Genomic DNA, 14,003 nt, shown 5'->3' with positions numbered 1-14,003 from the left:
TTTGATGTTAGGACCTACGCTTCGCCGTCGCTGGCAAACCTGGCTGGCGGCCCGCCACCCCTTGAGCGACACCACCGAGCTGGTGCAGCGCAATATCTATATCGTGCCCAGCCGCGCCGGTCTGGCTTTTTGCCTGACTCTGGTCCTGCTCTTGATTGCCTCCATCAACGACCAGCTGAGCCTGGGCTATCTGCTCACTTTTTTGCTCACCGGCGCCGGCCTGGCCTCCATGCAGCTGACCCACGCCAATCTGCGCGGCCTCAGCCTGGACCTGAAAGCCCCCGAGCCCGGCTTCGCGGGCCAAGACCTGCAGTTGGAGCTGCGCCTGCACAACCCCGGCGCGGCACGTTACGGCATCGGCCTGCGGGCCCAGCGCGGCACGCCGGGCTTTGAGTCGCTCAGTGACGAGATCGCCTGGACCGATGTGCCCGCCCTGGGCCACGCCGTCCTGCATCTGCGCCTGCCGGCGGGGGCGCGAGGCCACAAACATCTGCCCAGCTTGCAAATCATCAGCCGCTTTCCCCTGGGCCTGTTCCGCGCCTGGAGCGTGTGGCGGCCGGCCGCCCAGGTCTGGGTCTATCCCCAGCCGGAGACGCCCGCCCCGCCCTTCTCAGTCAACCACGGTGGCGAGGGTGATGAGGCCCAGCCCCAGAACCCCGCCGCCCCGCTCGGCTCGCAAGCCCAGGGCCAGGACTTCGAGGGCGTGCGCCCCTACCGGCGGGGCGACTCCCTGCGCCAGGTCTTGTGGAAGAAGGCAGCGCTCAGCATGGAGCAAGGCACGCCGCTATGGGTACGTGAAACCCAAGCCCCGGCCCAGCACGCGCTGTGGCTGGACTGGCGCGACGCCGCCCCGCTTGAACCCGAGGCCAGGCTATCCCGCCTGACGGCCTGGGTGCTGGCGGCGGAGAAGCTGCAAGCGCCCTACGGCCTGCGCATCAAGGCTCAGGTCTTGCCCCAGGACCTGGGGCCCCAGCACAAACGCCAATGCCTGGAACTGCTGAGCCGCCAGGACGGAGCGCGGCCATGAGGAATCGCATCGGCCTGGCCCTGGCCCAGCAATCGCGTGAGTGCCGGGACACCTTATTCCTGCTCGGCGGCATCGCCGCCACCTTGATCCCGCATGCCGGCCACCTGCCGCTCTGGGCCAGCGCCATCACCGGTCTGGTGCTGCTGTGGCGCGGGCTGCTGGCCTGGCGCGGCAAAGCCTTGCCGGGGCGCTGGCCGCTGGTGGCCGTGTTGGCGGTGTCGGTGGCGCTGACCTGGGCGAGCCACCGCAGCCTGATCGGCCGCGAGCCCGGCGTCACCATGCTGGTGATGCTGATGGCCTTGAAAACCCTGGAGCTGCGCGCCCGCCGCGATGCCTTCGTGGTCTTCTTCCTGGGTTTCTTCCTGGTGCTGACGCACTTTTTGTACTCACAAAGCCTGCTCACCGCCCTGTGGACCCTGCTGAGCGTCTGGGCCCTGCTCAGCGCCCTGGTGCTGGCCCAGATGCCAGTAGGCCAGCCCAGCCTCAAGCTGGCCGCCGGCCTGGCGGCACGCAGCACCTTGTTCGGCCTGCCGGTGATGGTGCTGCTGTTCTTGCTCTTCCCCCGCATCGCGCCGCTCTGGGGTATACCGGCGGACTCGGTGGGCCGCACCGGCCTTTCCAACACCATGGAGATGGGCGCCATGGCCGAGATCGCCAATGACGACAGCATCGCCATGCGCCTGCGCTTCCAGGGCCAGGCCCCGCCGCCGCAAGCGCGCTACTTCCGCGGCCCGGTGCTGGCCCAGTTTGATGGCCGCATCTGGCGACCGGCCGCTTCGAACAGCAACGATTGGCCCGGCAGAAGTGACGCGCTGCAAGTGCGTGGCCCGGCACTGAACTACGAGCTGACTCTGGAGCCCCTGCGCATCAAGGTCCTGCCTCTGCTGGAGATGAGCCCTCAGCCGGCCGGCAGCGAGATTGCCTTGGACGCCATGACGCTGCGCCGCGAATCCGAGCTGCAGTGGAGTGCGCCGCGCCCCATCACCGAGCGGCTGCGCTTGAATGCCCAGGCTTTCTTGGACTACCGCCACGGCCCGCAGCAAGCCAATCTGAGCCTGCAAAACTATCTGGAGCTGCCGCCCGGCTTCAACCCGCGCAGCCTGGCCTGGGCCGCCGCCCTGCGCCGCGAGGCGCGTTTCCAGGACCTGGAGGCCACCGCCCTCGGCCCCGCCCTGGTGCAAGCGGTCTTGCAGCACATACGCACAGCGGACTTCATCTACACCCTCTCCCCCGGCCGCTACGGCCAGACCTCGCCCCATCTGATCGATGAGTTCTGGCTCGATAGGCGCCTGGGCTTTTGCGAGCATTTCTCCGGCGCCTTTGTCGTGGTGATGCGGGCTTTGGGCATCCCAGCGCGGGTGGTGACGGGTTTTCAAGGCATGGACGCCGAGCCGCAAGACGGCTTCTGGATCGTGCGCAACAGCAATGCCCATGCCTGGGCCGAGGTCTGGATGCCCGGCCAGGGCTGGCAGCGGGTGGACCCGACGGCGGCCGTCGCGCCCGAGCGCATCCAGCAAGGCCTGGCCCTGCAGCCCCAGGCCGGCGCGATTGCTAACGCGCTGGGCCAGCTGAGCCCAAATCTATGGCTGAGCCTGCGCTCTAGCTGGGAGGCGCTGAACAATCGCTGGCAGCAGCTGGTCTTAAACTACTCGCGCCAGAACCAGTTCGACCTGCTCAAAAGCCTGGGGGTGGAGACGCCCGACTGGCTGGCCCTGGGCCGCTTGAGCGCCCTGCTGATCGCGACCATCGCCCTGGGCGCAGGCCTTTGGACGCTGTGGCACTCGGGCGCGCTATGGACCCGCGATCCCTGGCTGCGGCAGCGCCAGCAGCTGATGCGGCGCCTGCGCCGTCTGGGTCTAGACCCCCGAGCCCACCAAGGGCCTCGCGAATGGGCCCATCAGTTGCAAAGCCGTTTTGGCGCAGTCCCTACACAAGCCGCCGTTCATTTGCTCATGCAGCTGGAAAGCCAGCGCTACGGCCCGCAAGCCAGCCCTCGCCCTCCGCCTTGGGCGGCGCGTCTGCGCTGGCAGCGAGAATTCGACCAAGCCCTTCACTCCATCGCACGACCCAAGCCCGCCTCCCGCCCATGACTCTTGCCCCTCTGCCGCCTTGCCGCCTTCTGCTCCAGACCAGCTTGCTCAGCCTGGCACTTGCCCTGGGCGGTGTGAGCCTGAGCAGCCATGCCGCCGAGGCCAAGCCCAGCCTCAAAAAAACCAGCAAGAGCAAGAAGAACAAACCGGCCAAATCGGCAAAAGCCAGCGATAGAGCCGGCCAAGCCTTTGGCGAGCGGCCCGAGATTCAGCGCTTCGCCGCCGAGCTGTCCCAGGATCAAGGCTGGGATGAAGTCAGCCAAAAGCGGGTGGAAACCCAGCTGGCTCAAGCTCTGAGCCTGCCGGTGGTGCAACGCCTGATCATGCCCGCGCCCGCAGGCACGGCCAAAGACTGGGCCGCCTACCGCGCCCGCTTCGTCGAGCCCCGCCGCCTGCAGGCCGGCCTGGCTTTTTGGGAGGCCAACGCCGCCAGCCTGGCCAAGGCCGAGGCCCGCTTCGGCGTGCCGGCCGAGTTGATCGCCGGGCTGATCGGTGTCGAGACTTTTTACGGCCAGATCACCGGCGGCTTTCGGGTCATCGACGCCCTGGCCACCTTGAGCTTCGACTTCCCCAGTGGCCGCAGCGACCGCAGCCCATTTTTCCGCAGCGAATTGGCCGAGTTCTTCAAGCTCTGCCGCCGCGAGGGCCTGGACCCCACAACCGTCAAAGGCTCCTTCGCTGGCGCCCTGGGCTGGCCGCAGTTCATGCCCGGCAGTTGGAACCGCTACGCCATCGATTTCGACGGCGACGGCCATGTGGACTTGATCAATAGCCAGGCCGACGCCATCGGCAGCGTCGCCAACTATCTGGCTCAACATGGCTGGAAGCCCGGCCAGCCCACCCACTACAGCCTGGCCATGCCGGTGGAAACGACCGCCCGCGCCACGCTGCTCGCACCCGACATCAAACCCACGTTCAGCCTCGCCCAGCTACAAGCCCTGGGCGCTGCGCCCTCGGAAGCCGCCCTGGAGCACAGCGGCCCACTGGCCGTGGTGGAGCTGCAAAACGGCGCGGCCGCGCCGACCTACTGGCTGGGCACCGAGAATTTTTACGCCCTGACGCGCTACAACTGGTCCAGCTATTACGCCTTCGCGGTGATTGATCTGGGGCGGGCTCTGGCCGATTTACGCAAGGCGCGTTGAGGCCAACGGTCTATTTGAAATCGCCCGCCGTCGAGATCACAAATCCATCGGGCCGGATGTATTTGCGCCATGCGGCATTGGCGCTGGCCACCGTCACCGCCTCGAAAGCGGCGTCTTCCGCGGCGACCTTGGCCCAAGTCTCGCCTCGCTCAGACATGCCGTTCAGCGAGTTCGCCAAGTCCTTAATATCTGTACGAGCTTGCCGCCGCGACTCAGCCTGGCTCTTCTGAGCCCGGCTTAACTCCGCCTCGGTGATGCCGGACTCGTTCATGCGCAGGATCTCTTCTTGCACCACGGCAATCACACGATCCCGCTGGTCAGGCGCGTAGATTCCCCGCAGGGTCAGATAGCCGTTATTCCCAAAGAAAGGCACGCTCAGGCTGGCAGCAACGGAATAGCTCAAGCCCTCCCGACCCCGCAGCCGTTCTGCCAAACGGCTCTCGAGCGTGCCGCTGCCAAAGATGTTCACGGCCAATTGCAGGGCGGCAAAATCAGGGTCTGCGCTGTTGAGGGGAAACAGGGTTTGCATCTGGAAGATGGCGGCGGCCTTGTCACGGGCGACGACATCAAAGCGAGCCGCCGGGACTGGCTGAAACTTGGGGAGATAGCGGACAAACTTCGGCGCCGCCGGCTTCTTCCAATCGCCAAACAAGCGCTCCAACTCAAGCGCCAAGCCCTCGGGCAAGGCGCCCACCGCGCTGACCCGCATCTCATTGGCGGACCAGTAGTCGGCATGGAAACTTTTGAGATCGTCCAGGCTCGTGCTTTGCAGAGCGTGAATGCGGTCATCCAGGCTGCGGGAGTAGTCGGGATGACCGAAGCTCAGGCCTAGAGCCTGGTTGTAGTGACTGCGGGTCGCCTCACGCCGCAAGGTCTCGGGCTCCCGCCGCGATGCTTGCAAGGCGGAGATGCCGCCCTTTTGCTGCCGCTCGAAGGCCGCTTCCGGCAGGGCCGGGTTGCGCAGCACATCAGCCACTACGGCCAGGGCGGGCAACAAGGTGTCACGCTCTGCCGTCAGAAAGAGTGTCATGCCCTGGTCGCTACTGCTCGCAGTGAAACTTGCGCGCAACTTGATCAGAGCGTCCATCAGCGCTTGCTTGGAACTCTTGCTGCTACCCTCGGCCAAGAGTTGGGCAATGAGTTCGCTGCCTCGGCGGGTGAAGCTTGTCTCGTGCTCACCCCATAGCAGTTGCAATTGCAGTTGCACCGTGTTGCCACGGGTTTGTTTTTGCAGGGTGTGCAGCACGATGCCGCTGGGCAGGGCGCTGCGCGTCATACGGGATTCCAGCAGCGTCGGCGATGGGTCCAAGCGTTCACCCTCTTCCACCTTGGGCGGCGCCTTCAGCGTGGCCAGGCGCTGCTCCAGCGATGGCGCTTCCGGAATCTCAACCCGCTCCACTCCCTTGGACGGCAGATAACGGCCCAGGGTTCGATTTGCCGGGCGGAAGTAGGCGGCGCGCACCCGCTCCACATCGCTTAAGGTGACCTTGGGCAAGTCGTCCATGATCTGGAAAAACAGGCGCCAATCACCTGCCGCAATCAAGCCTGAAATCTGCTGGATCAAGGCCTCCGGGTTTTTCATCTGCTCCCGGTAGGCAATCACAGCAAGTTCGCGCACCCGTGCCAGCTCGCTTTCCTCAAAAGGCGTGGTGTTGCGCCCTTCAACGAGGTCCAGCAAGCGCTTCTCGGTTGCCTCCGTGTTTGCATCAGGACCCAATATTGCAAAGGCGCTCATGCTGCCGGGGTCTGCACCGCCAGACCCTCCCAGGCCTGCGCCACCGGCAAGCTTAGTTTCCACCAATTGCTTGTAAAGATGCCCGCTGGGCGGCACGCTCATCAAAAGGCCATAGATGCGCAAGGCCGGCGTGTCCGGATGCGAAACAGCCGGCACATGGTAGTTCGCCAGCAAGATGGACTGACCGCCAACACGCCGCACGACCACGCTGCGTTCTCCGTCTTGAGCGGGCTCCACTGTGTAGGGTTGCGCAAGGGCAGTTGCGGGCTTTGGCAAAGGGCCGAAATGCTTGGAGATCAAAGCCAGAGTGGCCGCCTTGTCAAAGGCACCGGCGATCAGCAGAGTTGCGTTATCGGGCCGGTAGTAGCGCTTGTAAAAGGATTGCAAGCGGGCGATGGGCACATTCTCAATATCGCTCTTGGCGCCAAGAGTGGACTTGCCATAAGCGTGCCAGGCATAGGCGGCTGCGTTCACGCGTTGGGCGAGCACCGCAAAGGGCTCACTTTCGCTGCGCTCAAACTCATTGCGCACAACAGTCATCTCGGTGTCGAGATCGGCCTTGGCGATGCGGCTATTGAGCATGCGGTCCGCCTCCAACTCCAGCAAAAACGCCAGGGTGTCGGCATTGGCATTGAAGCTGGCGAAATAGTTGGTGCGATCCACCGTCGTCGTGCCATTGAAGCCCACGCCGCGCTGCGCCATGGCCCCAGGAATGTCGCGCTGCTTTTCTGTGCCCTTGAACAGCAAATGCTCCAGCAAATGCGCCATGCCGTACTCACCCGCCGACTCGTGGCGGCTACCCACCCGGTAAGTGATGTTGACGGTGGTGGTGGTCTGGGTGGCGTCTGGCAGAAGCAGCACTTGCAGGCCATTGGGCAGGCGGTATTCCTCGATACCGCCGAGTTCGCGCAAGAACTCCGGCGCGGCGACGGCTGCTGGCGCCTTCACGGCGGGCAAGGGTGCCGCCTGCGGCTTGGCAGACTTTTGCGCCCACAGATTGCTGGCGAAAAGACTCGTCAGCAAAGCCAGGGTGGCCAAGCGAATAGGGCTATGCATAAAAGAGGTTCAATGATTGAAAGTAGACAGGGCGCCACAGCGAAGCGAACGCGTGAATGTAACGCCCCTGCCCCCAGGGCTTTGGGCAGCAAGTTCAGCCCCTCAATCCTGCAATCCCTGAGTCCCCTCGCCCTCCGGCCAAGGGCCCATGATCTGCGCTGGCTGTGCTGCCTGGGCATGCCAGTAGCGCCGCTGGCTTTGGCGCAGGCAAGCCCCTTCTTGCGCTTCGCTGCGCCAACGCCAAGCCCCGCAGTTGGGCGAATCCAGCACCGGAATTCCCTGCGCCTGATAACGCGCCAACACAGCGGGTGCGGGGTGGCCGAAGCGGTTGCGGTAGCCGGCCTGCACCAGGGCCCAGCGGGGGGCTACCGCCACCAGAAACTCGGGCGTGGACGAGGTTTTGCTGCCGTGATGCGGCACCAGCAGCAGCTCGCTTTGCAAGGCGGCCGGCCCCAGATCGCGCAAGAGTTCAAGCTCCTGCCCGGCCTCCAGATCACCCACCAGCAAGGCCGTGCGACCGGATTGGCTGCGCAGGCGCAGCACGCAGGACATGGCGTTGCTCTTCAGCGCTTGGGCGTAGTGCTCGGCACGTGGATGCAGGACCTCGAACGTGACGCCGTCCCAGCTCCAGCGCTGGCCCTGCTCACAGCGGCGCGTGGCGGGCGCTTGCGCGTGCAGGGGGTGGCCGTCCTCCAGGGAACTGTGGAGCAACTTCACCGGCATGGCGGCGATGATGGAGGCGGCGCCGCCCACATGATCGCTGTCGCGATGGCTCAGCATCAAGCTGTCCAGCTCCCTGACGCCCAGGGCGCGCAGCAGGGGCACCAGCACCCGCTGGCCGGCATCGACGCCCGGCGCGTACTGCGGGCCGCTGTCGTAGAGCAGGCTGTGCGAGGCGGTACGCAGCAGGACCGCATTGCCCTGGCCGATATCGGCGGCCAAGATTTCGAACTCACCTGCTGCGGGCTGTGGCGGCGCGGGCCACAACAAAGGCAATGCGAGGGGCAGGCCCAGCAGACGGAGTCGCAAAGGCAGGGGCAGGATCAAGAGCACACCCGCCAAGAGGCCCAAGACTTGAGCCCAGAGCGGCGCGACCGGCACCGTCCACACCGCCCAGGGCCAGGCGGCCAAGAACTGCAGATAGGCCATCAACAAGGCCACCATGGCCTCGGCCAGCATCCACAAAGGCGGCAGCAGCGCGCCCGCTAGCGCCAAGGGTGCGATGACAAAGCTGACCAAAGGAATCGCCAGCAGATTCGCAAGCAAGCCAATCAAGGACAGTTGCTGGAAGAACAGCAGGCTCAGCGGCGCCAGGCCCAAGGTGGCCACCCACTGGCTACGCAGACCCAGCAAGAGATGATTGCGCCAGCCCTTGGCCGAAGCATCTTCACTGCCACTGGCCATCAAAAGCCCCACGGCCACGAAAGACAGCCAAAAGCCCGCCTGGCTGATGGCAAAGGGGTCAATAGCCGTTACCACCAGGGCGGCCGCCAGCAGGCTCAAACCCCAGGGCCAGCGCAGGCCCAGGGCGCGCAGCAAGGCCAGGCTGGCCAGCATCCAGACGGTGCGCTGGGCCGGCACGCCCCAGCCGGAGAACAAGGCATAGGCCAAGGCCGCTAACACGCCACCCCAACGGGCTGCGGCAGGTGCTGGCCAGGCCAGGCAGAGCCGGGCGCTGCGTCGCCAAAGCATGCCGATCAGGCCCTGAGCGCCCCAAGCGAACATGGTCACATGCAGGCCGCTGACGCTCAAGAGATGCGCCACCCCGGTGTCGCGAAACAAAGCCCAGTCCGGCCGCGCGATGGCTGCCTGGTCGCCCAGGCTGAGCGCTGCCAAGATGCCGGCATGGGCGGGGTCGGCCACCCGCTGCTGCAAGGCCTCGCGCAGGCGCTGGCGGGCGGCGTCCAAGCTGTACCAGGCAGCGGGCTGAAGGCGGCGCAGCTGGGCCGGGCGCTGCAGGCGCACAAAGCCGGTGGCGCGCAGGTCTTGTTCGAACAACCACAGCTCGTAGTCAAAGGCATGCGGGTTCATCAAGCCATGCGCCTGCTTAAGCCGCGCCATCAGCTGCCAGCGCTCACCGGCCCGCAGCGGCGGCGCGGGCTCACCCGGCTCGGCATACCAGCTCAGCAAAAGGCGGCGCGGCAGCACGGGGGTCAGGTCTTGCCCTGGACTGGCCGAGGCATCCCGGGCCGACAGCAGGTCAAACTCAAAACGCCAGCCCACCGCACCAGCCATGCCCTGCACAGCAGTGGGCAGGGAGTCCACCCGGCCTTGCAACAAGACATCGCGGCCCTCCCAGGCGGCGGGCACGCTGGCGCTCAAGCGCTGCTGCGCACGCCAACCCAGCTGAGCAAAGGCCAGCAGCCCCAGGCTCAGACTGAGGCAGAGCAGGGCCGCTGGGCGCCTGCCCCGCCGCCAGCAGACCAGAGTCAGGAGCCAGGCCAACAGGGCTGCAAGCCCAAGCAGAGCCAAGCTGGGCGGGCTGGGCAAGGCCGACAGCTGCTGCAGCAAACCGAGACCCGTCAGCCAAGCGAGCGCGGGCAGGCTCCATAGCAGCGGGCCAGGCGAACCCAGACTTGAGGCAGAGGTTTGAGGCAAGACAAGCTCCGCAAAAGCAGGCGAGGCAAAGAAGACTGTGCCGCTACTCAGACGGCCGGCCGGTGTAGGATGCCCGCCAGCCGATGCTAGCGATTGCCACCCGGCAACGCAGCCGCAATGTTCACCTGTCTTTTTTTGCCGAGTACCGCCATGAGCTCCAGCGCCAATGTTTCCGTTTACGACACCCTCAAGACCCTGGGAATTGAGCTGCCGCCGCTGGCCGTGCCGGCCGCTGCCTACGTGCCCTTTGTGCGCACCGGCAATCTGATCTTCATCTCCGGCCATATCGCCAAGAAGGACGGCAAGCCCTGGGTGGGCCAGCTGGGCCGCGACACCGATACCGCCACCGGCAAAGCAGCCGCCCGCGCCATCGCCATCGATCTGCTGGGCACCCTGCATGCCGCCGTGGGTGATCTGAACAAGGTCAAGCGCATCGTCAAGCTGATGAGCTTGGTCAATAGCACCCCTGACTTCACCGAACAGCATCTGGTCACCAATGGCTGCTCCGAGCTGTTTGCCGAGGTCTTTGGTGCCGAGAAGGGCTCGCATGCCCGCAGCGCTTTCGGCGTGGCCCAGATCCCCATGGGCGCCTGCGTGGAGATTGAGCTGATCGCTGAGCTGACCGAAGATTCGAGCGCCGAAGGCCAAGCCTGATGTTCCTCACCCGCTCCAAACTGCCGGCCCGGGCCCTGGGCCTGATCTGCCTGGCCAGCCTGGCCGCCCTGGCCACCGCCCTGATCGCTCAGCACGCGTTTGGCATCCGCCCCTGCCCCTGGTGCGTGATGCAGCGCGGTGTCTTCATGCTGATCGCCCTGGCCGCCGGCCTGGGTTGGCTGCTCAAGCGCCAGCGCGGCCTGCGCCAGCTCTTTCTGGCCCTGGTGGCCTTGCTGAGCCTGGCGGGCGTGACGGCGGCCTACTACCAGCATGAGGTGGCCAATAAGCTGGCCTCTTGCGATATGACCCTGGCCGATCGCATCCTCAGCGCCCTGGATCTGGAAACCCGTCTGCCCAGCGTCTTTATGGTGACGGCCTCTTGCAGCCAGGCCTCGGCCTACCGCTTTCTGGGCCTGCCTTATGAGTTGTGGAGCGGCCTGCTCTTCCTGGGTTTTGCGGGCTTGAGCCTGCTGGCCCTGCGCAAACGCTGATCAAACGCTGAGCAAAGGCTGACCGAGGTCAAGGCAGCACCTGGGCTTTGTGGCTAAGCTGAAAAGCTTGAGCCACAAAGCACGCCTGCCATGCCCACCCGCCAAAGCCAAAATTCGACGCCCACCACTGCCGATGTGCTGATCATCGGCGCCGGGCCGGCGGGTCTCAGCATGGCCTGCGCCCTGGCCGACGTCGGCATCCGCTCTTGCGTGCTGGAGGCCGCCCCCCTGGACAGCCTGGCCGATCCGGCCGAGGATGGCCGCGAGATCGCCCTCACCCAGCATGGCATGGCCATTCTCAAGAGCCTCGGCCAATGGGACGAGATCCCGACCGAAGAGAAAGCCCCGCTGCGGCAGGCCCATGTTTTCAATGGCCAGGGCGAAGCCAGCGCGCAGCGCTTTCTGGGCTTTGACGCCCGGGGCTCCGGCAGCGATTTGCTAGGCCAGCTAGTCGCCAACCATTGGCTGCGCCGGGTCGCCTACCAAGGGGCCTTGCGACGCCAGAACATGATCGAGATTCGTGCCGGCCAACGCGTCAGCGGTTTGAGCCTGGGTGAAGCGCAGGCCAGCGTCACATTGGCATCCGGCGATACGCTCAGCGCGCCCTTGGCGATTGCGGCCGACAGCCGCTTCTCCGCCACCCGCCGCGCGGCCGGCATCGGCGCGCAGATGCACGACTTTGGCCGCAGCGTGCTGCTATGCCGCCTCAAACACAGCCAGCCCAATCAGGGCATCGCGCTGGAGTGCTTCCACTACGGCCACACCCTGGCTTTGCTGCCGCTCAACGGCGATCGCAGCTCCCTGGTGCTGACCATCGCGGCCGATCAGGCCAACGAGATGATGGCCTGGGACGAGGACCGTTTCCTGGCCTGGGTGCGCACCCAGGTCGACGGTCGCCTGGGCGATCTGAGCCTGGCCGGCCCGCGCCACCTCTACCCCCTGGTCGCCAGCTACGCCCATCGCTTTGCCACCCAGCGCCTGGCCCTGGTGGGCGATGCGGCCGTGGGCATGCACCCGGTCACGGCCCATGGCTATAACTTTGGTCTGTATGGCGTCGAGCTGCTTGCCAGCATCCTAGGTCAGGCAAAGAAGCTGGGGCAGGACCTGGGTGAAGCCGCCCTGCTAGCGCGTTATGCCCAAGAGCATCGCCGCCGCACCTGGGCGATTTACCAGGGCACGAATGCGGTCGTGCGCCTGTTCACCGATGACCGCCCCGCCGCCAAAGTCTTGCGCCGTGGCGTGCTGCAAGTGGCCCAGCATCTGCCCCCGCTCAAGGCCGCCATCACCGCCCAGCTGACCGGTCGCCAGCCGGGCATGGGCTCAAATTTGTTGCGCCAGCTGCAGCAGCTGCGCGCCGGCCTCACGCTCAATCGCCCCTGACGACCCCATCGCGGCGCGGGTCCGCCGCACCAAACCAACCGCCATCACGCCGCTCGATGGCCTGGATGCCGCTGGGCAGATCGGTCTGCAGCACCCGCTGGCCATGGGCCCGCAAGCCGGCAATCGTGCTGGCGGGGAAGAACCCGTCCTCCAACAGCAGGGGCCCGCTATTGAAGCTTCCGAAATTGGGCAGGGCCACGGCCTGCTGCACATCCAGGCCCCAGTCCTGGGTGGCGATCAAGGTCTTGGCCACATAATGAATGATGGCGGGCCCACCCGGCGCCCCCAAGCTCATCAGCAATCGGCCCTGGGCCCCGGCGCGGCGCTCGAACACCAGGGTGGGGCTCATGCTGGAGCGCGGCCGCTTGCCCGCCTCGACCCGATTGGCCACCGGCCGACCCTGGGCGTCGCGCGGAGCCAGGGCAAAGTCGGTCAGCTGGTTGTTGAGCAAGAAGCCGCCGGCCAGGCCGGTGCCGCCGTCGCTCATGATGCGGGCGCCGAAGCCGGATTCGATGGAGGTGGTCATGGCCAGGGCATGGCCCTCGCCGTCGACGATGCTGATATGGCTGGTGCCGTACTCGGGCTGATCGGCTTGGGGGGCCCAGGCCAGCGTGCTGCCGGCCGGGCGTCCCGGCTTGGCCTCACCGGCAGCCTTCTCGCCGATCAGCGCGGCGCGGCCACGCAGATAGTCGGGGGCCAACAAGCTGCGCCAATCACCGGCCGGTGCGGGCACGAAGTCGGGGTCGGCAATGTACTGAGCGCGGTCGGCAAAGGCCAGATTGGAGGCCTCGGCATAACGGTGCAGCCAGGCGGCATTCGGCAGGCCTGCCGTCAAGGCCTGGGCGGCGTTCTGCTCGGGCAACATGCCCAGGATTTGCATCAGCGTCAGATGGCCGGAGGATGGCGGCGGAAAGCCGCACACCCGCCAGCTGGCACGCCAATCGGTGCACAGGGCTTGGCGAAACTTGGGCGTGTAAGCGGCCAGATCGGCCTCGCTCAGGCGCCCCGGATTGGCCGGATACTCGCGCACGCGGCGCACGATGTCGCGGGCGATGGGGCCTTTCAAAAATGCATCCGCCCCACCCTGGGCCACCTGGCGCAGCACCGCTGCGAGTGCCGGGTTGCGCAAGACATGACCGGCCGGCCAGAGCTGGCCCTGGGCATCGTAAAAATAGCCGGCGGCCTGGGGGTCCTTGATCAGAAACTTATCTTGCTTGAGCAGGCCCACGCTGCGGGCCGACAAGGCATAGCCTTGCTCGCTCAGGCGGATGGCGGGCTCAAACAGGCGCGCCCAGGGCAGCTTGCCGAAGCGGGCATGGGCCTGCTCCAGCATGCGCAGCAAGCCCGGCGTGCCCACCGAGCGCCCACCCACCACGGCCTGCAAATAGCCCATGGGCTGGCCATCGGGCTTGAGAAAAAGCGCTTCGTCCGCGGCGGCCGGCGCGGTCTCACGGCCATCGACGGCGCTGACGCTCTTGCCGTCCCAGTACATCAGAAAGGCCCCACCCCCGATGCCGCTGGACTGCGGCTCCACCAGGCTGAGCACCAGCTGGACGGCGATGCCGGCATCCATGGCCGAGCCACCAGCATTGAGCATCTCCTGCCCGGCGGCGGCGGCCAGGGGGTGGGCCGCTGCCACGGCCGTGTGTTGATTGCTCCAGCCCGGCTTGGCCGCCCAAGCCACGGCTGCCTCGGGATTGCTGTGCTCCGCACTCGGGGTCTGCGGCGGCGCCGAGGGCGCCGGCTTGAGTGGGCTGCAGGCCACCAGCGCCAGCAGACAGGCGCTGAGCCAAAGGACGTGGGGGCGGGCGACTGGGGGGAATGTGGGGG

The 14,003-nt window shown here is 66.3% G+C and carries 9 protein-coding genes; 6 read left to right on the top strand and 3 right to left on the bottom strand.

Annotation, left to right across the window (positions count from 1 at the left end; translation table 11 throughout):
• Nucleotides 1-61 precede the first annotated feature (61 nt).
• The 3 genes from DBR47_RS03005 to mltB are packed head-to-tail and all read left to right on the top strand — an operon-like array spanning nt 62 to nt 4,259.
• The gene (locus tag DBR47_RS03005; RefSeq protein WP_231512096.1) at nt 62-1,027 is read left to right on the top strand and encodes a DUF58 domain-containing protein; all 966 of its coding nucleotides are present in this window, start codon (nt 62-64) and stop codon (nt 1,025-1,027) included.
• On the top strand, nt 1,024-3,117 hold the full coding sequence (locus tag DBR47_RS03000) for a DUF3488 and transglutaminase-like domain-containing protein (protein ID WP_124446689.1): 2,094 nt from the start codon (nt 1,024-1,026) through the stop codon (nt 3,115-3,117). Before DBR47_RS03005 ends, DBR47_RS03000 begins: the two co-directional genes overlap by 4 nt.
• On the top strand, nt 3,114-4,259 hold the full coding sequence (gene mltB, locus DBR47_RS02995; protein WP_124446687.1) for a lytic murein transglycosylase B: 1,146 nt from the start codon (nt 3,114-3,116) through the stop codon (nt 4,257-4,259). The genes DBR47_RS03000 and mltB overlap by 4 nt, the downstream gene beginning before the upstream one ends.
• Nucleotides 4,260-4,269: 10 nt before the next feature.
• Here the strand turns inward: mltB and DBR47_RS02990 are convergent, their stop codons facing one another.
• Both DBR47_RS02990 and DBR47_RS02985 read right to left on the bottom strand, forming a co-directional pair.
• Nucleotides 4,270-7,050 carry a pitrilysin family protein gene (locus tag DBR47_RS02990; RefSeq protein WP_124446685.1) on the bottom strand — a complete coding sequence of 927 codons (2,781 nt, stop codon included), beginning with the start codon at nt 7,048-7,050 and terminating at the stop codon, nt 4,270-4,272.
• A 102-nt stretch (nt 7,051-7,152) separates the two neighbouring features.
• The gene (locus tag DBR47_RS02985; protein ID WP_197046850.1) at nt 7,153-9,648 is read right to left on the bottom strand and encodes a DNA internalization-related competence protein ComEC/Rec2; all 2,496 of its coding nucleotides are present in this window, start codon (nt 9,646-9,648) and stop codon (nt 7,153-7,155) included.
• A 150-nt stretch (nt 9,649-9,798) separates the two neighbouring features.
• Between DBR47_RS02985 and DBR47_RS02980 the strand changes: the two genes are divergently transcribed.
• The 3 genes from DBR47_RS02980 (at nt 9,799) to ubiM (ending at nt 12,173) form a co-directional block, all read left to right on the top strand.
• A complete protein-coding gene (locus DBR47_RS02980; RefSeq protein ID WP_124446681.1) occupies nt 9,799-10,302 on the top strand; it encodes a RidA family protein in 504 nt (167 codons plus the stop codon).
• Nucleotides 10,302-10,793 (top strand): disulfide bond formation protein B, encoded by a 492-nt coding sequence (locus tag DBR47_RS02975; RefSeq protein ID WP_124446679.1) that lies wholly within the window; start codon nt 10,302-10,304, stop codon nt 10,791-10,793. Before DBR47_RS02980 ends, DBR47_RS02975 begins: the two co-directional genes overlap by 1 nt.
• Nucleotides 10,794-10,883: 90 nt before the next feature.
• The gene (gene ubiM, locus DBR47_RS02970) at nt 10,884-12,173 is read left to right on the top strand and encodes a 5-demethoxyubiquinol-8 5-hydroxylase UbiM (protein ID WP_124446677.1); all 1,290 of its coding nucleotides are present in this window, start codon (nt 10,884-10,886) and stop codon (nt 12,171-12,173) included.
• On the opposite strand, the gene DBR47_RS02965 is transcribed toward ubiM, so the two are convergent.
• On the bottom strand, nt 12,160-13,938 hold the full coding sequence (locus DBR47_RS02965) for a gamma-glutamyltransferase family protein (protein WP_231512095.1): 1,779 nt from the start codon (nt 13,936-13,938) through the stop codon (nt 12,160-12,162). The two genes, ubiM and DBR47_RS02965, sit on opposite strands and share 14 nt — an antisense overlap.
• Nucleotides 13,939-14,003 lie beyond the last annotated feature (65 nt).

It is taken from the genome of Paucibacter sp. KBW04, from assembly GCF_003852425.1.
Lineage (GTDB): Bacteria > Pseudomonadota > Gammaproteobacteria > Burkholderiales > Burkholderiaceae_C > Paucibacter_A.
Note: the sequence above shows the minus strand (reverse complement) of the source record. Positions and strands in the feature narration are given on the sequence as shown.

Excerpts from the sequence above, each read along its gene's own strand:
- DBR47_RS03000 (WP_124446689.1), top strand. The coding sequence starts at position 1,024 with ATGAGGAATCGCATCGGCCTGGCCCTGGCCCAGCAATCGCGTGAGTGC.
- mltB (WP_124446687.1), top strand. The coding sequence starts at position 3,114 with ATGACTCTTGCCCCTCTGCCGCCTTGCCGCCTTCTGCTCCAGACCAGC.
- DBR47_RS02990 (WP_124446685.1), bottom strand. The coding sequence starts at position 7,050 with ATGCATAGCCCTATTCGCTTGGCCACCCTGGCTTTGCTGACGAGTCTT.
- DBR47_RS02980 (WP_124446681.1), top strand. The coding sequence starts at position 9,799 with ATGAGCTCCAGCGCCAATGTTTCCGTTTACGACACCCTCAAGACCCTG.
- DBR47_RS02975 (WP_124446679.1), top strand. The coding sequence starts at position 10,302 with ATGTTCCTCACCCGCTCCAAACTGCCGGCCCGGGCCCTGGGCCTGATC.
- ubiM (WP_124446677.1), top strand. The coding sequence starts at position 10,884 with ATGCCCACCCGCCAAAGCCAAAATTCGACGCCCACCACTGCCGATGTG.